The sequence below is a fragment of the Rhizobiales bacterium NRL2 genome, from assembly GCA_001664005.1.
In the GTDB taxonomy this organism is placed as follows: domain Bacteria; phylum Pseudomonadota; class Alphaproteobacteria; order Minwuiales; family Minwuiaceae; genus Minwuia.
Window position 1 is genome coordinate 2074570 of record CP016093.1, and the last position, 23735, is coordinate 2098304.

Below are 23735 nucleotides of genomic sequence, written 5' to 3' on the forward strand. Positions count from 1 at the left end.
CCGGCGAAGTTCGCGCTTGCGGGCCGCGCCGCTTCCGCGCCAGATCGCGCGATGAACTCGTCGGCCGACAATCTCCGGGGCGCGCTGCTGATGTCGGTCTGCATGGCCGGCTATGGCATCAACGACGCCATGATGAAGCTCGCCTCGGCGGACGTGGGGTTCTTCCAGGCCCTGCTGGTGCGCGGGCTGTTCGCCACGACCATGCTGGCGCTCATCGCCTGGCGGCGCGGCGCCCTGATGGTCTCCGTCCCGCGCGGCGACCGGACGATCCTCGCCTGGCGCATCGTCGGCGAGGTCGGCGGCACCTACTGCTTCCTGCAGGCGCTGTTCAACATGCCCATCGCCAACGCCACGGCGATCCTGCAGTCCATGCCGCTGGCGGTGACGCTGGCGGGGGCGCTGTTCCTGCGGGAGCCGGTGGGCTGGCGGCGCTACAGCGCCATTCTGGTCGGCTTCGCGGGCGTCCTCATCATCGTCCGGCCCGGCTCGGAGGGCTTCAACGCCTATTCGCTCTGGGCGCTGGCCGCGGTCTGCTTCATCGTGCTCAGGGACATCATGACCCGGCGGCTGACGGCGTCGATTCCGTCCGCCTTCGTCGCCCTGCTGACCGCCTTCTTCATCACGCTGATGGGCGCGGTCTTCGCGCCGACGCAGGAATGGCGGCCCATCGGCGGCTACGAGATCGCCCTGCTGGGCGGCGCGGCCTGTTTCCTGATCACCGGCTACACGTCATCGGTGGCGGCGATGCGGGTGGGCGATATCGGCTTCATCTCGCCCTTCCGCTACACCATCCTGATCTGGGCGATCCTCTCCGGCATCGTCGTCTTCGGCCACTGGCCCGACCGCTGGACCCTGATCGGGTCGGCCATTGTCGTGGTCACCGGCATCTATACATTTTACCGCGAACGCCGCCTGGCCGGGCGTTGAGGCGGAAACCGGGGAATCCCGGCATAAGCATGCGCTTATGCGGGGCATTGTAAGCGCCGGGTCGATACCGGACCCCGGGTCCGTGCGCCATTGAAAGGGGGCGGCTGCGACGCCGCGAACCGGAGATGGAGATGTCCGATGAAGGCCATGATCATGCTTGCCCTGACCGCGCCACTTCTGATCGCCTCACCTGTAATGGCGTCCGATCGCCAGGGCGACGACCGTGGCGTCCGCGCCGAATATGGCGACCATGAGCGACGCGAATACCGGCAGCGCGACCGTGAGCACGAAACGCGCGGCGACCGGGACGATGAAGGCCGGAAAAGTCGGGAAGGTCACGACGAAGGATATCGCCGCGGCGAAGCCGAAGCCCGGGCGATCGATGACGATATTGTCCGCCAACTGACGGACGAAGGCTACCGCATCGTGCGGATGGAGCGCGAGCATGGCCGGGTCGAGATAAAGGCGATCCGCGACGGGCGGGTCTACGAGATCGATGTCGATGGCGCGGACGGCCGCGTTCTCCGCGTCCGGGAAGACGACTGATGGCCTCCGAAGCAGGTCAAGCGCCGGACCGCATATGGGATCCCCTGGTCCGTCTCACCCACTGGGGCGTGGCGGCAGCGGTGCTGCTCAACGGTCTGGTGATCGATGAACACGCGCTGGCCCACATCTGGATCGGCTACGTAGCGCTCGGACTGCTGGCGCTGCGGGTCATGTGGGGGGTCGTGGGCACCGCGCCGGCCCGGTTCTCGGCCTTCCCGCCGAGCCTCTCGGCTGCGCTGGGGCACATTGGCGACTTGATGACCGGCCGTCACCGGCGGCATGATTCCCACAATCCGCTTGGGGCCCTGATGGTTTATGCCCTCTGGGGTTCCCTGGCGCTGGTTTCCGTGACCGGCGTGATGATGGAAAGTTCGCCCTTTCCGGCCGCTTCCGACGCTCAGGTGGAGCGTTACGAAACCCACGATGAGGACGGGCACGACGACGAGGGGGAAGAGGTTCTGGAAGAGGTGCACGAGGTCTTCGCCAACCTGCTCCTGCTGCTTGCCGCGCTGCATGTCGGCGGCGTGATCCTTGAGAGCCGTCTGTCCGGGGTGAACCTGGCGCGGCAGATGGTGACGGGCCGGCGGGAGACGCCGCGTTCCCGGCGCGAATGACCGCCAGGCAGAAAGATCCGGGACACGGCGCCGGCGACCGGCGGGCGGCCATCCTGGCCGTCCTGCTGGCCGTCCAGGCGCTCTGTGCTGTCTTCTTCGTCGGCGATGTGATCACCGATTTCGGCCGTGTCGGTCTCGATCTGCACACGGCCTTCGAAGCGCTGGTCGCCCTGATGCTGGTGGCGGGCGTCGTCCTTGGCGGGCTCGAGATGCGCCGCACGCTGGAACGGAACCAGCGCGCCGAAGCCGCGCTGTCGGTGGCATCCGGCGCCTTCGTCGAACTGATCGACAGCTATTTCGCCAGATGGAAACTGACTCCGGCGGAGTCGGATGTGGCGATGCTGGCGTTGAAGGGCTTCGACGTGGCCGAGATCGCCGGCTTCCGCAGCGCCGCGCAGGGTACCGTCCGGGCCCAGCTCGCCCGTGTCTACGCCAAGGCCGGCGTTTCCAACCGCACCCAGCTCGTCGGCCTGTTCGTCGAGGAACTCATGGGCGGCGGGGTCCACAACGCGGTCTGAGCGTCACACCCCGCCAATCAATCGCCGCTGCAGTTCCGGGTCGGGCAGGGCGCAGAGTTCGGCCCGGCCGAAGAGAGCATAGCGGTTGCGCGCGATGCGGCGGTAGAGCCAGTTCTGCGCCGGGCGGGGGAGGACCCTGAAGGCGCCGAGCAGGCGTCCGGCGCCGCCCAGCCGCGCGCCGGCGGCGATCACGGCTTCCAGCGAGGTCCGGACCTGTCCCCGTTCGATGTAGAGCCAGCTTTCGGGGTCGTCCGGGTCGAGGCCCAGTCCGGCCAGAAGCCGACGCCCCAGCGGACTGGCCGCCGTGGCGATACGGAACTCGCCGCGTCTGTCGTGGCGGGCGATCCAGCGTGCGGCGCCGGAGCACAGCGCGCAATCGCCGTCCATGATCAGCAGGTGCTCGGGCAGGTCGCCGCCGTCACCGGTCACGGGCCTCTCCCGCCCTATTCCAGCAGGGTCAGGACATTGCCGGCCGGGTCGCGGAAATGCGCGAGCGTGCCGCCCCATTCCTGCTTTTCCGGCGGGCCCTCGAAGCGCACGCCCCGGCCGCTGAGGGTCTCGTAGGCGGCGCCGATGTTGTCGATGGTCATCGAGATGCCGACGAACCGGCCGACCAGGCCCTTGTCGGCCGCCTTCGCCTCCTCGACGATCAGCTCCGCATTCTCCAGGCCGTAGCCGGCGGCCCGCATCCCGTCGGCCCGCCAGTTGGTCGGCAGGGCCAGCAGGTCGGAATAGAATTCGTGCGCCTTGTCGAAGTCGTCGACGAAGATGCGTACGCCATACAGTTTCATTGTCGGCCTCCCGGGGTTCCGTTTCCCCGCATATGGGCCTCGGGTCTGCGATTGCAGCGGGGCCGGGGGTCGGTCCTCCGCCGCCCCCCGGACGCCGCGCTATTGCAGCATCAGCCTGGGCAGCCAGAGGGTGACCTGCGGGAACAGGATGACGACGCCGAGACCGATCACCTGCAGCGTCACGAACGGGATGATGCCCCGGTAGATCGACTGCATCTTCACCTCAGGCGGCGCCACGCCCTTCATGTAGAACAGCGCGAAGCCGAATGGTGGTGTCAGGAACGATGTCTGCAGATTCACGGCCACCAGGATCGCGAACCAGTAGATCACCTGTTCCTGGATCTGCTGGAAGGGCAGGCCCTCGACGCCCAGATGGCTTGCGAACTCGGGCGAGAAGGCCTGGATGACGGGCGCGAAGACCGGCAGGATGATCAGGGTGATCTCCAGGAAGTCGAAGAAGAAACCCATCAGGAAGACCGAGAACATCAGCAGGAACAGCAGCGGCCATGCGCCCAGGTCGAGGACTTCGATCAGCTCGATGATCAGATCCTCGCCATAGACGTTGCGGAAGATGGTGGAGAACGCCGTCGCGCCGACGAAGATGAAGAAGATCATCGCCGTGGTCAGCCCCGTACGGTGGCAGACTTCCCGCACGACCTCCTTCGTCAGCGTGCGGTTGAAGGCGGCCAGTATCATCGAGCCGAAGGCGCCGATGCCCGCGGCCTCGGTCGGGGTGGCCCAGCCGGCGAAGATCGACCCCAGCACCATGATGATCAGGAAGATCGGCGGCACGAAGCCCTTCAGGATGCCGCCGAAGATGGTGTTGCCCTCCTTGCGGCCCATCATCATCGAATAGGTGAAGATGGCGAGGAAGCCGATCAGCGACCAGTTCACCCAGTCGATGCCCAGTCGCGAGAGGACGTAGACGGCGATCACGATGGCCACGGTGACCGAGAAATAGACGGCGACGTTCCGGAAGTTCGTCGGATCGACGTGAATCATGTCTTCGGGCAGGGGCGGGGCGACGCTCGGGTTAATCGTCGCCCGGGTCATGATGTAGATGAAGTAGAGGCCCGAAAGCACCAGACCCGGCAGCACCGCGCCGATGAACAGGTTGCCGACCGACACCGCCAGCAGGTTGGCCATCAGCACCAGCATGATCGAGGGCGGGATCAGGATGCCCAGCGTCGCGCTGGCGGCGATGGTGCCGGTGGCCAGCGAATGCTGGTAGCCGCGCCGGAGCATGGTCGGCAGCGCCAGCAGGGTCATCATCACGACCGAGGCGCCGATGATGCCGGTGGTCGCGGCCATGATGGTGCCCATGACGGTGATCGAGAGCGCGAGGCCGCCGGGAACGCGGCGCAGCATGATCTGCAGAATGTGCAGCAGGTCGGCGGCGACGCGGCTGCGCTCCAGCATGGTGCCCATGAACACGAAACAGGGGATCGCCACCAGGATCGGGTTCTGCACCGCTCCCGAGGCGCCGTCGCCGCCCCAGATGCGGTTGATGACCTGATAGAAGATGGCGTAGTCCAGCACGCCGATGGCAATGCCCAGCAGGCCGAAGATCAGCGAGATGCCGCCAAGCGCGAAAGCGACCGGCAGGCCCGTGAACAGGGCCATGGCCAGCGCCAGGAACATGTAGCCGCCGATGTAGTCGTAGAGGTGATCGTCAATCAGCCATTCGAAGAATTCCATCGTCAGCGCTCTCCCTCGACCGAAAGGACTTCCGGCCCGTCGTCCAGGGAGACCTTCGGCAGCACGTCGATATCGGTGAAGAAGGGGATGTCCTGTTCGGCGCGGACCCGCGCGTCCGGCGATCCCCAGAGATAGGCCGCGACGCGTATGGTCATGGCGAAGGCGGCGATCAGCATGACGAAGAAGCCGATCGGCATCGCCGACTTGATGACGTAGCGCCAGGGAATCCCGACCATCGATTCCGACCCCTCACCCTGATGGTAGGAAAGGGCCACCATGTCGATGGACTTGGCCAGCATGAAGCACAGGAACGGCATGGCGAACAGGATCAGGCCGATGAATTCGATCCAGCACTGGGTTCGCCGAGAGCCCATTTCGCGGAAGATGTCGACGCGGACATGGGCGTTCATCAGATAGGCGAAGCCGAAACTCAGCATCAGCAGCACGCCGTGGATGTGCCACTGCAGATCCTGCAGGATGAAGGAGACGGAATAGCCGTAGTGGATCGTGATCTCTGCGGACCATTCCTTGATGATGTCGATCTTCCGCGTGATCACGTCGAACATGATGATCATGATCAGCGGCAGGATCAGCCAGCTCGCCCCCTTCCCGATGGAGCGGGAGAAACGGTCGGCCGCGTCGGCGAGTTTGAGCATCTTGTCTGGAGTCCCGTCTTCCTGGGCGTTCGCGGACCCGGATCTGACGCTGCTGGGGCCCGTGCCGTTGGCAAGAATCGACCGGCGCGGGTACTCACGCCGGTCGTTGCAAAACCGGGTGCGGCGGCGGCCGCTGGCGGCCGCCGCCGCGTCACGCCGGACTACTTCAGATAGCCGCGCTCACCCCAGATCTTGTACTCCTCGTGGAAGGCGGTGTAGCTGTCCCAGAGGCGCTTGACGTCCGGATTGGCCGCAAGCTCCTCCTGGAGCACCTCCCCCCAGGCGCCGCGGAGCTGGTCGAGGATCTCCGGCGACCAGTCGACATTCTCCACGCCGTCCTTCTCGTTGGCGATCATCGCCGCGGACTGAAGGGCTTCACCCTCGGCCAGTTCCACGCCGATATTGGCCGTGCAGGCCATCTCGAAGATCGCCTTCTTCTGGTCGTCCAGCTCGTTCCACTTGTCGCGGTTCACCAGGAACTCGTTGGTCGTGGACTGCTGATGCCAGCCGGGGAAGTAGTTGTACTTGGCGATCTGGTAGAAGCCGAGCGTACGGTCGATGGCGGGCATCGAGAACTCGGTGGCGTCGATGGTGCCGAGTTCCAGCGCCGGATAGATATCGCCGCCGGCGAGCTGCTGGGTGGCCACGCCGAACTTCTGCATCACCTTCGCGCCGATGCCGAAGAAGCGCATCTTCAGGCCCTTCAGCTCGTCGAGGCTGGTGATCTTGTTGCGGAACCAGCCGGAGGTCTCCGGCGGGATCATGCCGCAGTAGAAGTATTCGATGTTGTCGCGCCCGTAGAACTCCTTGCCGAGCTCGACACCGCCGCCGTACTGCAGCCAGGCGTTGAACTCCAGCGCGCCCGGGCCGAACGGCCAGGTCGAAAGGAAGGCGAAGACCGAGTTCTTGCCCTGGTTGGCGCCCGGCGTGCCGTAGGCCGCCTCGAACGCGCCCTGGCTGATCGGGTCGTAATAGGCGTAACCGCCGGCCAGCGCGCCGGGCTCGAACACCTTGATGTCGAAATCGCCGGCGGAAGCCTTGTCGACCCAGCCGGTGATCCGCGGCCCGACCGGCCCCAGAACCGCCACGTTCGTGCCGAAGGCGGAATGCAGCTTCCAGCGGACCTTCTTCGCGTCGGCTTCCGATGCCGACATGGCGAGCGTCACGCTCGCCGCAAGCGCTACCGCGCCCAACGTCTTGATGAGATTCATGATCTACCTCCCTTTGCGGACCACCGGTCCCTTTTTCCTCCGGCGTTTCGCCGGGTCCCTGCAGTTGGACGCAGGTAAAGCGGGCGCTTCTTCTGACGCCTCGTTGCGGCCATTTAGCCTCGCCTGCGCGCATGACGCAATGGCCGCAATCAGAAAAGAACAGAGCCGAGGTGTTTTTTTACTGATCGGTATCAAAAACTATACTCATGAGTATTTGCCCTTCGACGGCATGGCGCCGATCGATCGAGGATGACCTCGCGTCAGCCGTCCGGTGCGTTGGAAAAGAGTCAATTCGGCAACGCTTTGGCCCCTTCAGCGGAAAAAGCACATGAAGGCGGCGCAATCCGTTTGACCGGGCGAATCGGTTCTGATTCGATTCGCCGATGACCCTTTCGCCCGCCGGATCGAGACACCTGCTGAAGTTCGCGCCCCCGCTCATCGGCGCGGCCCTGGTGTTCTATTTCGGATTCCACGCCGCCTATGGCGAGCGGGGCCTGGTCGCGCTCAGGAAACTGGAGGCCGAGGCCGGGCATCAGCAGGAAAGACTTGAGGACCTGCAGGCGCGCGAAGAGCGGCTCCGACGCCGGGTGGAACTGATCCGCGGCCCCGAGATTGATGGCGACATCCTGGAGGAGCAGGCGCGGCGCATCCTCGGATGGAGCCGCCCCGACGAGGTTGTCATCCTGCACCCCGGGCCTTCCGCGGCAGGGCGGTAACCGATTCCGGGTTAACGCGGAGTTTCGCCGTGCAGAGGGTGAAAATCTGTGCGTTACTGTCCGCCGTGTCCCGTCGCCAGGTGAGTGGCCCGAACAGGGCCGGGGAGGAAGCATGGCCAAGTCCACCAGCAGCCGTTCCAGCCGGGCGCCCCGCGCGCGCAGCCGCGCCGGCGCCGCCAAGGCGGAGGCCGCGCCGCCGGAGACGAGCAAGGACGAACTGATGTCCTTCTACCGCGAAATGCTGCTGATCCGGCGCTTCGAGGAGAAGGCGGGCCAGATGTACGGCATGGGTCTGATCGGCGGTTTCTGTCACCTCTACATCGGTCAGGAGGCGGTCGTCGTCGGCATCCAGGCGGCGCTGACGCCGGACGACAAGGTGATCACGTCCTACCGCGATCACGGCCACATGCTGGCCTGCGGCATGGAATCGAGCGGGGTGATGGCCGAACTTACCGGCCGCGCCGGGGGCTATTCCAGGGGCAAGGGCGGCTCCATGCACATGTTCAGCCGGGAGAAGAACTTCTACGGCGGACACGGCATCGTCGGCGCCCAGGTGCCGCTCGGCACGGGTCTCGCGATGGCGGAGAAGTACAAGGGAACGGGCGCGCTGAGCGTGACCTATTTCGGCGACGGCTCCGCCAACCAGGGTCAGGTCTACGAGGCCTTCAACATGGCGGCGCTGTGGAAGCTGCCGGTGATCTACGTGATCGAGAACAACCAGTACGCCATGGGCACCTCGGTCGCCCGGTCCTCGGCGCAGGTCGAACTCGCCAAGCGCGGCGAGAGCTTCGGCATCCCGGGGCGGCAGGTCGACGGCATGGATGTGCTGGCCGTCAAGGCCGCCGCCGAGGAGGCGGTCAAGCACGTGCGCGAGGGCAACGGGCCGATCATCCTGGAGATGAAGACCTATCGCTATCGCGGCCATTCCATGTCGGATCCGGCCAAGTACCGCTCCAAGGAGGAAGTGGCCAAGATGCGCCAGGAGAAGGATCCGATCGAACGGGTCCGCGCGCGGCTGCTGGAGGAGTTCGAGGCCGGCGAGGACGAGTTGAAGACGATCGACCGCGAGGTGAAGGGTATCGTCTCCGACGCGGCCGAGTTCGCCCAGCAGAGCCCGGAGCCGGATCCGTCCGAACTCTATACCGACATCCTGCGCGAGGCCTGAGGGGAGAGCCTGAGCGATGCCGATCACAATTACGATGCCCGCCCTTTCGCCGACCATGGAGGAGGGCACGCTGGCCAAGTGGCTGGTCAAGGAGGGTGACGAGGTCGCCCCCGGCGATGTGCTGTGCGAAATCGAGACCGACAAGGCGACCATGGAGGTCGAGGCGGTCGACGAGGGCGCCATCGGCCGGCTGCTGGTCGAGGAAGGCACGGAGGGCGTGAAGGTGAATGCGCCCATCGCCGTGCTGCTGGGCGAGGGCGAGGACAAGTCCGATCTGGAGGGCTACGAGCCCAGGGGCGGGCCGTCGCCCGACCGTGAAGGCGACGCCCATGTCGACGAGGCGCCCGCCACGCCGGCGCCGAAAGCGGAAGCACAGCCGCGCTCCGCGCAGCCGGTTGCGGTCGACGACGAGGAGGAGCCCGAGATCCCGGCAGGGACCGAGATGGTCGAGCAGACCGTCCGCGAGGCGCTGCGCGACGCCATGGCCGAGGAAATGGAGCGCGACGAGACCGTCTTCCTGATGGGCGAGGAGGTGGCCGAGTACCAGGGCGCCTACAAGGTCTCCCAGGGCCTGCTGGACCGCTTCGGGCCGAAGCGGGTGATCGACACGCCGATCACCGAGCACGGCTTCGCCGGCGTCGGCGTCGGCGCGGCGTTCGGCGGGCTGAGGCCCATCGTCGAGTTCATGACCTTCAACTTCGCCATGCAGGCGATCGACCAGATCATCAATTCCGCGGCCAAGACCCTTTACATGTCGGGCGGCCAGATGGGCTGTCCCATCGTCTTCCGCGGCCCCAACGGCGCGGCGGCCCGCGTCGGCGCACAGCACAGCCAGGACTACGGCGCCTGGTACGCGCAGATTCCGGGGCTGAAGGTGGTGTCGCCCTGGTCGGCGGCTGACGCCAAGGGCCTGATGAAGGCGGCGATCCGGGATCCGAACCCGGTGATCTTCCTCGAGAACGAGATTCTCTACGGCCGTACCGGCGAGGTGCCGAAGGACGACGGCTTCGTCCTGCCCATCGGCAAGGCCAAGGTGGTCCGCAAGGGCGCGGACGTGACCCTGGTCGGCTACTCCATCATGATCGAGAAGGCGCTCAAGGCGGCCGAGATTCTGGCGGAACAGGGGATCGACGCGGAGATCGTCGACCTGCGCTCGCTCCGTCCGCTGGACACCGCGACCGTGATCCGGTCGGTGAAGAAGACCAACCGTCTGGTGACGCTGGAGGAGGGCTTCCCGACCTGCGGCATCGGGGCGGAGCTTTCGGCCCGGGTGATGGAGGAGGCTTTCGACTGGCTCGACGCGCCGGTGAAGCGCGTCACCGGCGAGGATGTGCCCATGCCCTACGCGGCGAACCTCGAGAAGCTGGCTCTGCCACAGCCCGAGACCATCGTCGAGGCGGCCCGGGCCGTCTGCTACGCCGACTGAGGGGGGACGCGAGATGCCGATCACCATCACCATGCCTGCGCTGTCGCCCACCATGGAGGAAGGCACGCTGGCCAGCTGGCAGGTCAAGGCGGGCGATACGGTCGCCGCCGGCGACGTGCTCTGCGAGATCGAGACCGACAAGGCGACCATGGAGGTCGAGGCCGTTGACGAGGGCACGATCGGGAAGCTGCTGGTCGAGGCGGGGACCGAGGGCGTGAAGGTCAATGCGCCCATCGCCATCCTGCTGGAAGAGGGCGAGGACGAGAGCGCACTGGAGGGCTACGAGCCCGAGGGCGGGGCCGCGCCCCCGCCGGCGGAAACGGCCGAACCGGAACCGGAAGCGCCGCGGCCGGCGAAACAGCCCGCCGGATCGGTGGCCGACGACGCCCGCGCGCCTGCACCGAAGCCGGCATCCGGCGGCGGCGGGGGACGCATCTTCGCCAGCCCGCTGGCGAAGCGCATGGCGGAGCAGGCCGGGCTCGATCTGGCGGCTATCGAGGGCTCCGGTCCGAAGGGCCGCGTCGTCAAGCGCGACATCGAGGCCGCCGTGAAGGCGGGGACGGGGAAGAAGGCGGCTCCGCAGGCCGCTGCCACCGCCGCGGCAGCGCCGGCGCCGAAGCCGCTGGCCGTGGCCGGCGACTATCCGCCGGCGACGGACGACTACGAGGAGATCAAACTCAATTCGATGCGGAAGACGATCGCGCGCCGCCTCACCGAGTCGAAGCAGACGATCCCGCATTTCTATCTCACGATGGACATCGAACTCGACCGCCTGCTGGCCATGCGGAAGGATCTCAACGGCCGCTCCGACGCCTACAGGATCTCGGTCAACGACTTCATCATCCGTGCTACGGCGCTCGCGCTGCACCGCCACCCGGAGATCAACGCCCAGTTCACCGGCGAGGCGATCCTGCAGCATCGCAAGGTCGACGTCTCGGTCGCCGTGGCGATCGAGGGCGGACTGATCACGCCGGTGATCCGCGATGCCGACCGCAAGGGCCTGGTGGAGATCGCCAACCAGGCCAAGGACCTGGCCGGCCGCGCCCGCGACGGCAAGCTGAAGCCGGAGGAGTACCAGGGCGGCACCTGTACGGTTTCCAACCTGGGCATGTTCGGCATCGACCAGTTCGTGGCCGTCATCAACCCGCCGCAGTCGACCATCCTGGCGGTGGGCTCGGGCAAGCAGAAGCCGGTAGTCAAGGATGGCGCGCTGGCCGTCGCCACCGTCATGACCGCGACGCTGTCATGCGATCACCGCGTCTATGGCGGGGCCGAGGGCGCGCGCTTCCTGGAGACCCTGAAGGGCTTCCTGGAAGACCCGGTCACCATGCTGCTCTGATCCAGGGGGACGACTGAAATGGCGAAGGAATTCGATCTGGTCGTCGTCGGCGGCGGCCCCGGCGGCTATGTCGCCGCGATCCGGGCGGCGCAGCTGAAAATGAACGTGGCGCTGGTCGAGCGGGAGCACCTGGGCGGCATCTGCCTCAACTGGGGCTGCATCCCGACCAAGGCGCTGCTGCGCTCGGCCGAGGTCTACCACCTGATGCAGCACGCCGGGGATTTCGGGTTCAAAATCGACGGCAAGATCGAGATCGACGCCGCGGCGGTGGTCAAGCGCTCGCGCAAGGTGGCGGGCCAGCTCTCCGGCGGCGTCAAGCACCTGCTGAAGAAGAACAAGGTCACCGTCTTCGACGGCCACGGCGCGCTGGGCGGCAAGGGCGTCGTCAAGGTCACGAAGGACGGCAAGGCGGTCGACGAGATCAGGGCGAAGCACATCGTGCTCGCCACCGGGGCGCGGGCGCGGACGCTGCCCGGTCTGGAGCCCGACGGGGACCGCATCTGGACCTACAAGGAGGCAATGGTCCCCGAAAGCCTGCCGAAATCGCTGCTGGTCGTCGGCTCCGGCGCCATCGGCATCGAATTCGCCAGCTTCTACCGCACGCTGGGCGCCGAGGTGACGGTAGTCGAGGTGCTTGACCGTGTTCTCCCCGTGGAGGATGAGGAAATCTCCGCCTTTGCCGAGAAGGCCTTCACCAAACAGGGCATGAAGATCATGACCGGCGCGACGGTGGAGAAGCTGGACAAGACGAAGGACGGCGTCACCGCAACGGTGAAGAAGAAGGACGGCAAGACCGAGAAGATCACGGTCGAGCGCGTCATCCTGGCCGTCGGCATCGTCGGCAATGTCGAGAACATCGGCCTGGAGAACACGAAGGTCGAGGTCGACCGCGCGCACGTGAAGATCGACGGCTACTGCCGCACGGGCGAGCCCGGCGTCTACGCCATCGGCGACCTCTGCGGTCCGCCCTGGCTGGCCCACAAGGCGAGCCATGAGGGCGTCATCTGCGTCGAGAAGATCGCCGGGATGGACGTCCACCCGCTCGAGGTCACCAACATTCCCGGCTGCACCTACTGCCAGCCGCAGGTCGCCAGCGTCGGCCTGACCGAGGCCGCGGCAAAAGCGAAGGGCCACGAGGTCAACGTCGGCCGCTTCCCCTTCATGGGCAACGGCAAGGCCATCGCGCTGGGCGACCCCGAAGGCATGGTCAAGACGGTCTTCGACAGGAAGACCGGCGAGCTGCTCGGCGCGCACATGATCGGCGCGGAAGTGACCGAGCTGATCCAGGGCTACGGCATCGCCAAGACGCTGGAGACGACCGAGGCGGAACTGATGCACACGGTGTTCCCGCATCCGACGCTGTCGGAGATGATGCACGAGTCCGTGCTTGACGCCTATGGTCGGGCCATCCATTTCTGATCCGAGTTCCGTGGAAGTCCTGAGGTCTGCATGACCGACATCGTCAAAGCCGCGCCGCGCCATCCCGAGAAGGCCCACAGGCCCGACCAGCCGGTGTGGAAGAAGAAGCCGGCCTGGATCCGGGTGAAGGCGCCGACGTCGCCCGCCTACCAGGAAACCCGGGCGATCATGCGCGAGCACAAGCTGCACACGGTCTGCGAGGAAGCGGCCTGTCCGAACATCGGCGAGTGCTGGGCCAAGGGCCACGCCACCATGATGATCATGGGCGACACCTGCACCCGCGCCTGCACCTTCTGCAACGTCAAGACGGGCCGGCCCGGCCAGCTCGATCCCTTCGAGCCGGAGAGCGTCGCCCAGTCGGTGAAGAAGCTGGGGCTGAACCATGTCGTGGTGACCTCGGTGGACCGCGACGACCTCGACGACGGCGGCGCCGACCACATGGCGCAGACCATCCTGCGCATCCGCGAGGCCAGCCCCGGCACCACCATCGAGGTGCTGACCCCGGATTTCCAGAAGAAGCCCGGCGCGCTGGAGAAGGTCGTCGAGGCCCGGCCCGACGTCTTCAACCACAATCTGGAGACCGTGCCGCGGCTGTACGGCGAGGTCCGCCCCGGCGCGCGCTATTTCCATTCGCTGCGCATCCTGTCACGGGTGAAGGAGATCGACCCGTCCATGTTCACCAAGTCGGGCATCATGGTCGGCCTGGGCGAGGGACGGGAAGAAGTGCTGCAGGTCATGGACGATCTGCGCTCCGCCGAGGTCGATTTCATGACCATCGGCCAGTACCTGCAGCCCAGCCGCAAGCATCACGCGGTCGACCGCTTCGTCACGCCGGACGAATTCGCGAGCCTGGAGCGGAGCGCCTATGGCAAGGGCTTCCTGATGGTTTCGGCGACGCCGCTGACACGGTCGTCCTATCACGCCGGCGACGATTTCGAGCGGCTGCGCGCAGCGCGGGAACGGCGCCTGAAGGCGGCATCCTGACCGGCTGATGCCGAAACACTCCGAAAATCGCGTGCTGCCCTACACGCCCGAACAGATGTACGCGCTGGTCGCGGACGTGGAGAAGTATCCGCAGTTCCTGCCCTGGTGCGTCGGTGTTCGCATCGTCTCCCATGGCGCCGAACAGATCACCGCCGACCTGCTGATCGGGTTCAAGATGTTCCGCGAACGGTTCCGTTCGAAAGTGGATCTGGAGCCGCAAACCCCGCGCATCGATGTGGCCTATATCGAGGGGCCGATGCGATATCTCGAGAACCACTGGGTCTTCCGCGATCACGAGAAGGGCTGCGAGGTCGACTTCATGGTCGATTTCGAGTTCCGCTCCCGGTTGTTGCGCAGGGCGGTGGAGCCCCTGTTCAACGAAGCCGTGCGGCGCATGGTGACGGCGTTCGAGAGACGCGCCGACGCGCTCTACGGCGAAACGGCGGCACAAAGAAAATGAGCAGCCACCTTTTCAGGTGACTGCTCGACTTTCGGCCCCTGGCCCTTCCCGGGTCTTGTTATTGTACTGACCGATCCCGGTTCACTGTGCCTGTGGGGCCGAATTCAGGCGTTGCAGAGGATGTGCGGTCGCTCGCCGGTCCGCCGCTCAGGGAACCAGACTGGCGAGTTCGGGCTGCGGCGCTTCTGTCGGCGCGATTTCGGTCAGCCCTGAATTGGTTTCGTTCGGTGTCGAAGCGGGCAGGGGCTCCGTCGCCATGGCGGCCATGGCGCCCACCAGTATCGTTGCAATCGCGATCAGGCGTCCTGCAGCACGGTCACTGATCATCTTGCCCTCCTGTCTACTCTACGCGTTGACTCATCGGGTCCGGTTGATCCGGACGTCTACTCCAGACTGTCCTCTACCGCTTCGCCGGTTTCCTCGGCGTCCTGACCGACGCCGCGAATGGTGTTCTCGCAGGCGACCAGCGCGCCGCCAAAAGCGAGGATGGCGATGTAGGCGAGGATGCGTTCGCGGATACTCATCTTGTTGTACTCCGTTCTTCCAGAGCCTTGACCATGTCCCGGCCTTCCTTGGCCGTCCGGCGCGCGGTGCGGGCTTTTCCGTCCGTCTTGAGTGCGCCCCGGACATCGGGATCCCTCACCTCCCCGGGACCCCTGGTGACATCGTCGAGGATGTCTTCGGTGACCACGATCGAAAGCAGCAAGGGCATGTCGGCTCCTTCTTGTCGTTGATGGCGTTGTTGCCATGCCCCTGAACCTAGAAACCGAAGCGAAGCGGATCAAATATTTTCGTATGATCTACTTGCTACATTTCATCCATGTAGGGGAGTCCACTCAAATGGTGATGTCACATGCATTGATGACATGATGGAAAGATGGGTTTTTCAATCATGTATGGAGTATCATGAACCCATGCAGGTAGCGCAGGTGACATAACCTGTGGTAAATAAGCAGTTGGAGTAAGTGACTCATGTGCCTAGGATGTGCGTCCCATCATGTTTGGTTGGAGAGTTGAGTAGCATGGTTGAGGCGCATCCGCCGAAGAGGACCGAGAAGCTCCAGTTGATGCTGGACGATCTCGAGATGGAAGCGATCGACGACTGGCGGTTCCGCAACCGGATGCCGTCGCGGGCGGCCGCCATTCGCGAGTTGATCCGGCGGGGGCTGCTTTCGCCAGCCGATGTGCCCGAGGATCTGAGCGACCGGACATCCACGGATTTCCGTATTGTTGATCCCGACGAAGCCCGGGAGCAGAAGGACTGACCGGCTAGGCCGCGCGTTCCTTGGAGCATGGGACGGTTCTGACCTGTCCTTGACGCATGGCTTCCGATTATCCAGCAATTCCGCGAAGTTGCGTGTTCCGTTGGATGTCACGGTCCGGGCATGCTGTGCGTGCGTGGGGAATATTTCCTGCGGCAGCACTGGCCGGAGCGGTCGTTGGCGTGTTGTAATGACACCCTGCATTGAGGTGAGTCACCACGCAGCGAGGAAGGGCGGTCAGTGATGAGTAGCATATCGAAGACGCATCCGCCGAAGCGAACCGAAAAGCTCCAGCTCATGCTGGACGATCATGAGCTGGGAACCGTCGACGACTGGCGGTTCCGCAACCGGATGCCGACCCGCGCGGCGGCGATCCGTGAGTTGATCCGGCGCGGTCTGGAAGTCAGGGACGAGGAGCTTGGCGAGACGGGCGAGGAAAGAGCCTCGAGCGAGTTCCGCATCGTCGACCCTCAGGAAGCCCGCAGGGCCTGAACCTGCGCCGCCGGCCGGTTTCGGCGGCAATCGGGAAATGCAATGAACGTGGAGCCGTGCGTCCTTCGGGCCGTGCGGCTCAGTCTTGCGCGCGCAGCATGCGGTGCACGAGCCGGAAGGCCTGCGCCACGGTCTCGCGGCGGATGAAGGCGCGCCCGCGGTCGGCGAACAGGTGACGTTCGTGCAGCGTCGTGCCGCCCGTGGCGGCGCAGGCGAAATGCACCAGTCCGACCGGCTTCTCGTCGCTGCCGCCGCCCGGCCCCGCGACGCCGGTCACGGCGATCGCGATTTGCGCGCGGCAGGCCTGCAGCCCGCCCTCGGCCATGGCGACGGCGACCGGCTCCGAAACCGCGCCGTGCCGTTCGATCAGTGCCATCGGCACCCCCGCCAGATCGTGCTTGGCCTCGTTGGAATAGGTCACCAGGCCCCCGGCGACGGCGGCGGACGAGCCCGCGATATCGGTCAGCGCCGCGGCGATCATGCCGCCGGTGCAGCTTTCCACCGTACAGATCATCGCCTCCCGCGCCTTCAGCGCCTCCAGAAGATCGATCGCCGCCTGATGCAGCGCCCCGCTGTCGGTGGTCATGCCCATTGCTCCATCATCCAGTAGCCGCCGCCGAGCAGCAGCGCGGCCAGCATCCCGGCCATCAGGTCGTCCACCATCACGCCCAGCGAACCCTTCAGCCGTCTGTCGGCCCAGCCGATGGGCCCGGGCTTCCAGATGTCGATCACGCGGAACAGCACCAGCCCCGCGAGGCAGCCGGCCCAGCCGGCGTCCGGCAGTGCCAGATAGCCGATCCACAGGCCCGCCGCCTCGTCGATCACGATCTCCTGCGGATCGTCGCGGCGGTCGCGTACGCGCATGTGGCGGCTGGCCGCCCACCAGCCCAGCAGCGAGGCGATCAGGACGCCGGTCAGCAGCGCCGGCTTGCCGCCGAATTCCAGCATCGCCCAGCCGACCGGCGCCGCCGCGATCGAGCCCATGGTGCCGGGCGCCCAGCGGGCGTTGCCGACCCAGAAGAAGGTGGCGACCATGGTCGCGAAGCGGTCGATCATTCGGTGGTTCCGGCGGGGAGCGCCACTGTCGCCGTGGCCTGGGCGGCCATGCCTTCGCTGCGGCCCGTGAAGCCGAGTTTCTCGGTGGTCGTGGCCTTCACGCTGACCCGGTCCGTCGGGATGGCGGCGATGGAGGCGATGCACGCGCGCATCGCCTCGCGGTGCGGCTTCATCTTCGGCGTCTCGCAGACCAGGGTGACGTCCACGGCGACGATCTCGCCGCCCCGCTGCCGCACACGCTCGGCGGCGAAGCGGAGAAACCGGTCGGACGACGCGCCGCGCCACTGCGGATCGCCTGGCGGAAAATGGTCGCCGATATCGCCGTCGGCGATGGCGCCGAGGACGGCGTCGGTGATGGCGTGCAGGCCGACATCGGCGTCGGAATGGCCGGCGAGGCCCCGGTCATGTGGGATCTCGACCCCGCAGACGATCATCGGCCGGCCGGCCGCATAGCGATGCACGTCGAAGCCGTTGCCGGTCCGGTAGACGCGGGAACTGCGCGACGCGGCTGCGCGCCCGGCGAGCAGGCCCCGCGCGCGGGCGAGGTCGTCGGAAGTGGTGATCTTGAAGTTGTCTTCCTCGCCCTGGACGGTGACCACGTCGATGCCGTGCATGCGGGCGACGGCCACGTCGTCGGTCAGGGCCTGGCCGGCCGCCGCCTCGTGGGCGGCGAGGATGGCGTCGAAGCGGAAGCCCTGGGGCGTCTGCGCCCGCACCAGCCCTGCGCGGTCCACATCCGCCGCGATCGCCTCGCCCGAGAGGCGTTTCAGACTGTCGCTGACGGCCAGCGCCGGCAGCGCACCATCGGCGCCGTCCAGTCCGGCCAGCACGGCGTCGATCAGTTTCCGGGAGACGAAAGGGCGCGCGGCATCGTGGATCAGAACCCTTTCGGGGGCGACGGCGCGCAGCGCCTGCAGGCCGAGGCGGACGGAGTCCTGCCGTTCCGCGCCGCCGGTCACCGGGGCCCCCAGTCCGAGGTCGCCTGCCGCCGATTCGTAGAGGGCATGGTCCTCGGCGCCGATGACGACCAGGACGGCGCCGATTTCCGGATGACCCAGAAATGCCTTTACGGTATGCCGCAGCAGCGCGCCCTCGCCGAGCGGCAGGTACTGCTTCGGCAGGGTACCGCCCAGCCTGCGGCCTCTGCCTGCGGCGACGATGAGGGCGGCGCAGTTCATGGCCGGAAGCTACTACAGCGTTTCGCCGCTTCGCCATAGCTCGATGGTCCGCTTGCCATCCGGGCGACAATGCGCCATGTTTGGCTATGAATTAATCAGCGTTCTCAGTTGATCAAATTATGAGCATTGAAATCGGCGACATCCAGTTGGACGGGCAGGTGCTCATGGCTCCGATGTCGGGCATCACAGACCCGCCGTTCCGCCGCGCCGTGAAGCGCTTCGGCGTCGCGCTCGCCTTCTCGGAGATGGTGGCCGGCCGCCAGGCGCTGACCGGCCAGGACCGGGCGCGGCGCATGATGGCGCCGGACGGCGTCGGCCTGCCGGCGGTGCAGATCGCCGGCTGCGATCCCGCGATCATGGCCGAGGCGGCGCGCTTCAACGCCGACCGGGGCGCTGCGGTCATCGACATCAACATGGGTTGCCCGGCGAAGCAGGTGACCGGCGGCTATGCCGGCTCCGCGCTGATGCGCGACCTCGGCAAGGCGGTGGCGATCATCCGCGCCGTGGTGGGCGCGGTGGATGTGCCGGTGACCCTGAAGATGCGGACGGGCTGGGACGACGAGAGCCGCAACGCCCCGGAACTTGCCCGCATCGCCGAGGACATCGGCGTGAAGATGATCACCGTGCATGGCCGCACCCGCTGCCAGTTCTACAAGGGCCGCGCCGACTGGCGCTTCATCGCCCGGGTCAAGGCCGCGGTCTCCGTGCCGGTGATAGCCAATGGCGACGTCCGCACCGCAGCGGATGCGCGGGCGTGTCTGGCTCAGTCCGGGGCCGACGGCGTGATGATCGGCCGCGGCGCCCAGGGCCGGCCGTGGCTGCCGGCGCGGATCGCCGCGGAACTGGACGGCCGCAACTGGATCGCGCCGGGTCTGGCGGAAATCGGCTGCATCGCCATGGACCACTACCGCGACATCGTCGCCGCGGGCGATCCCGAGCACGGCGTGCGCATCGCGCGCAAGCATCTCGGCTGGTACGGCGAGCATCTCGATGACCCGACCGCCTTCCGCCGCGAGGTGATGACCGAGGCGGATCCGGACCGCGTGCTGGCGGCGATCGAATCCCACTTCCGGGAAAGGGCCATGGCTGCATGACCGCGACGCCGAGCCACGAGGCGGTCGTCAACGCCATTGCCGACCCGCTTCTGGTGGTGGACGGGCAGGGCCGGATCCTGTTGGCCAATCCCGCCGCCGAGGAGTTCTTCGGCATCGGTCAGGCCATGCTCCGCCGTCAGACCATCAACGACATCGCGCCCTTCGGCAGCCCGCTCCTGTCGCTGTTCCGCCAGGCGCGGGACGGGATGGGCGCGATTTCCGAATACGGCGTCCTGCTGGGTACGCCACGCTCAGAAGTGAAGACGGTCAATATCCAGCTTTCGCCGATCGTCGAGCAACCCGGCTCCGTCGTGATCCAGATCGAGGAGCGCACCATCGCCTCGAAGATGGACCGCTCCCTGACCCACAGGGGCGCGGCCCGGGCGGTGACCGGCATGGCCGCGGTGCTGGCGCATGAGGTGAAGAACCCGCTCTCCGGCATCAGGGGCGCTGCGCAGCTTCTGGAACAGAACGTCGACGAACCCGATCAGGAACTGACGCGCCTGATCGTCGACGAGGTTCAGCGCATCGTCGCCCTGGTCGACCGGATGGAGGCATTCTCCGACCCGCGGCCGTCCGAGCGCACGGCGGTCAACATCCACGAGGTGCTGGAGCGGGCACGCCGGGTGGCCGAAAACGGCTTCGCGCCGAACGTGCGCTTCGTCGAGAACTACGATCCATCGCTGCCCCTTGTGCTGGGCAACCGCGACCAGCTCATCCAGGTCTTCCTCAATCTGGTGAAGAACGCCGCCGAGGCGGTGCCGAAGAAGAACGGCGAGATCGTGCTGGCGACCGCCTATCGCCACGGTGTTCGTCTGGCCGTGCCCGGCAGCAGCGAGCGGGTGCAGCTGCCGCTGGAGGTGACGATCTCCGACAACGGTCCCGGCGTGCCCGAGGATCTGCGCCAGCACATGTTCGATCCCTTCGTGACCACCAAACCTGCGGGCACTGGCCTCGGGCTCGCGCTGGTGGCGAAGATCATCAACGACCATGGCGGAATCATCGAATTCGACGGCGCCGAGCGTGGCGCCACGTTCCACATCTATCTGCCCGTTGCGCACGGGAAGGCGAAAAAGAAATGACCGCGAGATCGATCCTGATAGCCGACGACGACCGCAGCATCCGCACGGTCCTGGGACAGGCGCTGGGGCGGGCGGGCTACGACGTCCGCACCACCGGCAACGCGGCGACGCTCTGGCGCTGGGTGTCCGACGGAGCGGGGGATCTGGTGATCACCGATGTGGTGATGCCCGACGAGGACGGCCTGGACCTGCTGCCCAGGATCAAGAAGCGCCGGCCCGAGCTGCCCGTCGTCGTGATGAGCGCGCGCAACACCCTGCTCACGGCGGTCAAGGCGACCGAGCGCGGCGCCTATGAGTATCTGCCGAAGCCCTTCGACCTGAAGGAGTTGCTCTCGATCGTCGACCGGGCCCTCAACCAGCCCCGGAAAGGCGAGGTCCCGCCGACGATGGAGGCCGAGGACAGCATGCCCCTGATCGGCCGCTCGCCGGCGATGCAGGAGATCTACCGCGTGATGGCGCGGTTGATGACGACAGACCTGACGGTGATGATCACCGGCGAGAGCGGCACCGGCAAGGAACTGGTGGCGCGGGCGCTGCACGAATACGGCCGCCGCCGCAACGGCCCCTTCGTGCCGGTGAACATGGCCGCGATTCCGCGCGAGCTGATCGAGAGCGAGCTGTTCGGTCACGAGAAGGGCGCCTTCACCGGCGCTTCGCAGCGTAATGTCGGCCGCTTCGAACAGGCCGAGGGCGGTACGCTGTTCCTCGACGAGATTGGCGACATGCCGCTGGAGGCGCAGACTAGGCTGCTGCGCGTCCTGCAGCAGGGCGAGTACACGACCGTCGGCGGCCGCAACTCGATCCGGACCGATGTCCGCATCGTCGCCGCGACCAACCGCGACCTGCGTCAGCAGATCGGCCAGGGACTGTTCCGCGAGGATCTGTTCTATCGCCTCAACGTGGTGCCGATCCGTCTGCCCCCCCTGCGCGAGCGGCGCGAGGACATTCCCGACCTGGTGCGGCATTTCCTCAACCGCACTGCCGAGGAGGGCCTGCCGTCCAAGACCATAGACCGCGCCGCCATGGACCGCCTGGTGGGGCACCGCTGGACGGGCAATGTCCGCGAACTGGAGAATCTGGTCCGCCGCCTGGCCGCGCTTTATTCCGAGGAGGTGATCGGCGTCGAGATCATCGAGCGCGAGCTGGCCGATCCGACGCCGACGCCGGTGGAGGAGGTCAACCCCGCCGGAGAGAGCCTCGGCTCGGCCGTGGAGTATCACCTGTCGAAATACTTCGAGGCCCATGGCGACGACCTGCCGCCGTCGGGCCTCTACGACCGGGTGCTGAAGGAGCTGGAGCGGCCATTGATCTCGCTGTCGCTGGCGGCGACCCGCGGCAACCAGCTCCGCGCGGCCGAGCTGCTGGGCCTGAACCGCAACACGCTCCGCAAGAAGATCCGCGATCTCGACATCCGCGTCATCCGCGGCGCCGGCCTGTCCTAACCGCCGGTGAAGCTGCGCACCAGGCTGGCGGCGACGAGGTTCCAGCCGTCGACGATGACGAAGAAGATCAGCTTGAACGGCAGCGAGATGATGATCGGCGGCAGCATCATCATGCCCATCGACATCAGCACGCTGGCGACGACCATGTCGATCACCAGGAACGGCACGAACAGCAGGAAGCCGATCTCGAAGGCGCGTCTGAGTTCCGAGATCATGAAGGCCGGTATCAGGGCCTGAAGAGGCGTCTGTTCCGGCGTCAGGCCGGAAGTGTCGATATTGCCGATGTCCAGGAACAGGGCGAGATCCTTTTCGCGGACATGGGTCAGCATGAAGGCGCGCACCGGCACGATGGCGCGGTCGAACGCCTCGCGCTCCTCGATCTCCTCGTTCAGCAATGGCTGGATGCCGTCCTCCCAGGCCTGCTCGAAGGTCGGGGCCATGATGAAGGCGGTCAGGAACAGGGCGAGCGAGATGATGACCACGTTCGGCGGCGTGGTCTGTACGCCCAGCGCCGAACGCAGCAGCGAGAGCACGATGACGATGCGGGTGAACGAGGTGACCACGACCAGAATGGCCGGCGCCAGGCTGAGCACCGTCAGCAGCGCGATGAGCTGCAGCACCCGTCCGGTGAAGCTGCCGCCCTCGCCGAGATCGATGTTCAGTTCCTGCGCCAGCGCCATCCCCGGCAGCAGCAGCGCCAGGGCGAGGAGCAGGGGCGGCAGCAGCCGGCGCACGGTCACTGCGGGCTCTCCTCGGCCGGCTTCGTCGCGATGCCGGTTTCGATGACGGTTTCGGAGTTGGGGCCGATCAGGATCAGGTGCTCGCGGTCGTCGCGGCGGACCAGGACCAGGCGGCGGCGGGTGTCGACGGTCTGCACCGCGACGATGCCGAGCCGTCCCGCGCCCCCGCCCGATATGCGCGGGGCGAGTCCGAAGCGGCGCGCCGCCCAGGCGGCGGCGGCGATGAGGCCGACGACGACGGCGAGTCCCGCCACGAACCGGATATATTCGAGGGATTCCATATGCCTGCGCTGGCCTTCTGCCGCTTTCCGTCGGATTCAACGCCCGGGACTTCTGTCCCGCGGGCCGACACAGTTTCGCAGGGCCGTGGTTAACGATCCGATAATGACCAACCTTACCTTTCCTTAACTCTTTCGGCCGACACTGCCGGTCCGTGGCGGAACAGGCTTTCGCCCCTTCGACGGACGGTGACGGCGCCTCATGCTTCTGAAGAACATCCCGATATTCTCGGCCCTGACGCGGCAGATGGACTGGCTGGCGTCGCGGCAGAAGGTGCTGTCGCACAACATCGCCAACGCCGACACGCCGGGCTTCCGCGGACGCGACCTGGAGCGGCTCAGCTTCCGGGAACTGCTGACCCGCCCCGACGATTCGATGCGGGTGGCGAAGACCAACGCCGGACACATCGCGCCCAGCGGCGAGGCGAGCGACGACTACCGCCGCAGCCGGGAGACCGGATACGACACCAATCCGGCCGACAATTCGGTCTCGCTGGAAGACGAGATCATCAAGGTGAACGACACGCGCATGGCCTATGACCTCGCCAGCTCGCTGTACCGCAAGCACGTGCAGATGGTGAAGATGGCCATCGGCGGCCGCGGCGGCTGAGGCCGGGTCACGGCAGGCAACGGGAGATAGG

The 23735-nt window shown here is 66.5% G+C and carries 29 protein-coding genes; 16 read left to right on the top strand and 13 right to left on the bottom strand.

Annotated elements, in window-relative coordinates; translation table 11 throughout:
• Positions 1-51 precede the first annotated feature (51 nt).
• Positions 52-927 (top strand): hypothetical protein, encoded by an 876-nt coding sequence (locus TEF_09600; protein ANK81021.1) that lies wholly within the window; start codon positions 52-54, stop codon positions 925-927.
• A 186-nt stretch (positions 928-1113) separates the two neighbouring features.
• Here TEF_09600 and TEF_09605 read toward each other — a convergent pair whose 3' ends face one another.
• On the bottom strand, positions 1114-1374 hold the full coding sequence (locus tag TEF_09605; protein ANK81022.1) for a hypothetical protein: 261 nt from the start codon (positions 1372-1374) through the stop codon (positions 1114-1116).
• Between the two features lie 98 nt (positions 1375-1472).
• Here TEF_09605 and TEF_09610 point away from each other — a divergent pair, with 98 nt between their 5' ends.
• Both TEF_09610 and TEF_09615 read left to right on the top strand, forming a co-directional pair.
• On the top strand, positions 1473-2087 hold the full coding sequence (locus TEF_09610) for a hypothetical protein (protein ID ANK81023.1): 615 nt from the start codon (positions 1473-1475) through the stop codon (positions 2085-2087).
• Positions 2084-2605, top strand: coding sequence for a hypothetical protein (locus TEF_09615; protein ANK81024.1), 522 nt, complete (start codon positions 2084-2086; stop codon positions 2603-2605). Before TEF_09610 ends, TEF_09615 begins: the two co-directional genes overlap by 4 nt.
• Before the next feature lie 3 nt (positions 2606-2608).
• On the opposite strand, the gene TEF_09620 is transcribed toward TEF_09615, so the two are convergent.
• From TEF_09620 to TEF_09640, 5 genes are all read right to left on the bottom strand, one after another.
• Positions 2609-2992, bottom strand: a complete 384-nt coding sequence (locus TEF_09620) for a thiol-disulfide oxidoreductase (protein ANK83395.1) — start codon at positions 2990-2992, stop codon at positions 2609-2611.
• A gap of 56 nt (positions 2993-3048) precedes the next feature.
• Positions 3049-3396 (bottom strand): glyoxalase, encoded by a 348-nt coding sequence (locus tag TEF_09625; GenBank protein ANK81025.1) that lies wholly within the window; start codon positions 3394-3396, stop codon positions 3049-3051.
• Between the two features lie 99 nt (positions 3397-3495).
• The gene (locus TEF_09630) at positions 3496-5094 is read right to left on the bottom strand and encodes a C4-dicarboxylate ABC transporter (GenBank protein ID ANK81026.1); all 1599 of its coding nucleotides are present in this window, start codon (positions 5092-5094) and stop codon (positions 3496-3498) included.
• A 2-nt stretch (positions 5095-5096) separates the two neighbouring features.
• Complete coding sequence (locus TEF_09635) at positions 5097-5750, bottom strand: hypothetical protein (GenBank protein ANK81027.1); 654 nt, start codon at positions 5748-5750, stop codon at positions 5097-5099.
• 161 nt (positions 5751-5911) lie between these two features.
• Positions 5912-6961 (bottom strand): C4-dicarboxylate ABC transporter, encoded by a 1050-nt coding sequence (locus tag TEF_09640; protein ID ANK81028.1) that lies wholly within the window; start codon positions 6959-6961, stop codon positions 5912-5914.
• A gap of 383 nt (positions 6962-7344) precedes the next feature.
• Between TEF_09640 and TEF_09645 the strand changes: the two genes are divergently transcribed.
• From TEF_09645 to TEF_09675, 7 genes are all read left to right on the top strand, one after another.
• Positions 7345-7677 (top strand): hypothetical protein, encoded by a 333-nt coding sequence (locus tag TEF_09645; protein ANK81029.1) that lies wholly within the window; start codon positions 7345-7347, stop codon positions 7675-7677.
• A gap of 112 nt (positions 7678-7789) precedes the next feature.
• Positions 7790-8842, top strand: a complete 1053-nt coding sequence (locus TEF_09650) for a pyruvate dehydrogenase (acetyl-transferring) E1 component subunit alpha (protein ID ANK81030.1) — start codon at positions 7790-7792, stop codon at positions 8840-8842.
• Between the two features lie 16 nt (positions 8843-8858).
• Positions 8859-10268 (top strand): pyruvate dehydrogenase complex E1 component subunit beta, encoded by a 1410-nt coding sequence (locus TEF_09655; protein ANK81031.1) that lies wholly within the window; start codon positions 8859-8861, stop codon positions 10266-10268.
• 13 nt (positions 10269-10281) lie between these two features.
• Positions 10282-11607, top strand: a complete 1326-nt coding sequence (locus TEF_09660) for a pyruvate dehydrogenase complex dihydrolipoamide acetyltransferase (GenBank protein ID ANK81032.1) — start codon at positions 10282-10284, stop codon at positions 11605-11607.
• A gap of 18 nt (positions 11608-11625) precedes the next feature.
• Positions 11626-13026 (top strand): dihydrolipoyl dehydrogenase, encoded by a 1401-nt coding sequence (locus TEF_09665; protein ANK81033.1) that lies wholly within the window; start codon positions 11626-11628, stop codon positions 13024-13026.
• Between the two features lie 30 nt (positions 13027-13056).
• A complete protein-coding gene (locus tag TEF_09670; protein ID ANK81034.1) occupies positions 13057-14010 on the top strand; it encodes a lipoyl synthase in 954 nt (317 codons plus the stop codon).
• 7 nt (positions 14011-14017) lie between these two features.
• Positions 14018-14470, top strand: a complete 453-nt coding sequence (locus TEF_09675) for a ubiquinone-binding protein (GenBank protein ID ANK81035.1) — start codon at positions 14018-14020, stop codon at positions 14468-14470.
• Between the two features lie 147 nt (positions 14471-14617).
• On the opposite strand, the gene TEF_09680 is transcribed toward TEF_09675, so the two are convergent.
• Both TEF_09680 and TEF_09685 read right to left on the bottom strand, forming a co-directional pair.
• On the bottom strand, positions 14618-14797 hold the full coding sequence (locus TEF_09680; GenBank protein ANK81036.1) for a hypothetical protein: 180 nt from the start codon (positions 14795-14797) through the stop codon (positions 14618-14620).
• 193 nt (positions 14798-14990) lie between these two features.
• Positions 14991-15182: a hypothetical protein gene (locus TEF_09685; GenBank protein ANK81037.1), complete on the bottom strand. Its 192-nt coding sequence runs from the start codon at positions 15180-15182 to the stop codon at positions 14991-14993.
• A gap of 355 nt (positions 15183-15537) precedes the next feature.
• Here TEF_09685 and TEF_09690 point away from each other — a divergent pair, with 355 nt between their 5' ends.
• Together TEF_09690 and TEF_09695 are read left to right on the top strand one after the other, a co-directional pair.
• Positions 15538-15735, top strand: a complete 198-nt coding sequence (locus TEF_09690) for a hypothetical protein (protein ID ANK83396.1) — start codon at positions 15538-15540, stop codon at positions 15733-15735.
• A 294-nt stretch (positions 15736-16029) separates the two neighbouring features.
• Entirely contained in the window at positions 16030-16224 is a 195-nt protein-coding gene (locus tag TEF_09695) for a hypothetical protein (GenBank protein ANK81038.1), read from the top strand.
• A gap of 79 nt (positions 16225-16303) precedes the next feature.
• On the opposite strand, the gene TEF_09700 is transcribed toward TEF_09695, so the two are convergent.
• Genes TEF_09700 through ispDF form a run of 3 tightly spaced genes read right to left on the bottom strand, consistent with a single transcriptional unit; the run spans position 16304 to position 18458 of the window.
• A complete protein-coding gene (locus TEF_09700) occupies positions 16304-16810 on the bottom strand; it encodes a damage-inducible protein CinA (GenBank protein ANK83397.1) in 507 nt (168 codons plus the stop codon).
• The gene (locus TEF_09705; GenBank protein ID ANK81039.1) at positions 16807-17280 is read right to left on the bottom strand and encodes a hypothetical protein; all 474 of its coding nucleotides are present in this window, start codon (positions 17278-17280) and stop codon (positions 16807-16809) included. The genes TEF_09700 and TEF_09705 overlap by 4 nt, the downstream gene beginning before the upstream one ends.
• Positions 17277-18458 (bottom strand): bifunctional 2-C-methyl-D-erythritol 4-phosphate cytidylyltransferase/2-C-methyl-D-erythritol 2,4-cyclodiphosphate synthase, encoded by a 1182-nt coding sequence (gene ispDF, locus TEF_09710; protein ID ANK81040.1) that lies wholly within the window; start codon positions 18456-18458, stop codon positions 17277-17279. Before ispDF ends, TEF_09705 begins: the two co-directional genes overlap by 4 nt.
• 119 nt (positions 18459-18577) lie before the next feature.
• Here ispDF and TEF_09715 point away from each other — a divergent pair, with 119 nt between their 5' ends.
• Genes TEF_09715 through TEF_09725 form a run of 3 tightly spaced genes read left to right on the top strand, consistent with a single transcriptional unit; the run spans position 18578 to position 22076 of the window.
• Positions 18578-19552: a tRNA dihydrouridine synthase DusB gene (locus tag TEF_09715; GenBank protein ID ANK81041.1), complete on the top strand. Its 975-nt coding sequence runs from the start codon at positions 18578-18580 to the stop codon at positions 19550-19552.
• Positions 19549-20634 carry a two-component sensor histidine kinase gene (locus tag TEF_09720; GenBank protein ID ANK81042.1) on the top strand — a complete coding sequence of 362 codons (1086 nt, stop codon included), beginning with the start codon at positions 19549-19551 and terminating at the stop codon, positions 20632-20634. Before TEF_09715 ends, TEF_09720 begins: the two co-directional genes overlap by 4 nt.
• Entirely contained in the window at positions 20631-22076 is a 1446-nt protein-coding gene (locus tag TEF_09725) for a nitrogen regulation protein NR(I) (GenBank protein ID ANK81043.1), read from the top strand. The genes TEF_09720 and TEF_09725 overlap by 4 nt, the downstream gene beginning before the upstream one ends.
• Here TEF_09725 and TEF_09730 read toward each other — a convergent pair.
• Entirely contained in the window at positions 22073-22816 is a 744-nt protein-coding gene (locus TEF_09730; protein ANK81044.1) for a flagellar biosynthetic protein FliP, read from the bottom strand. The genes TEF_09725 and TEF_09730 overlap by 4 nt on opposite strands.
• The gene (locus TEF_09735; GenBank protein ANK81045.1) at positions 22813-23097 is read right to left on the bottom strand and encodes a hypothetical protein; all 285 of its coding nucleotides are present in this window, start codon (positions 23095-23097) and stop codon (positions 22813-22815) included. Before TEF_09735 ends, TEF_09730 begins: the two co-directional genes overlap by 4 nt.
• A 199-nt stretch (positions 23098-23296) precedes the next feature.
• Here TEF_09735 and TEF_09740 point away from each other — a divergent pair, with 199 nt between their 5' ends.
• Positions 23297-23704 (top strand): flagellar basal-body rod protein FlgB, encoded by a 408-nt coding sequence (locus TEF_09740; GenBank protein ID ANK81046.1) that lies wholly within the window; start codon positions 23297-23299, stop codon positions 23702-23704.
• Positions 23705-23735: the final 31 nt, after the last annotated feature.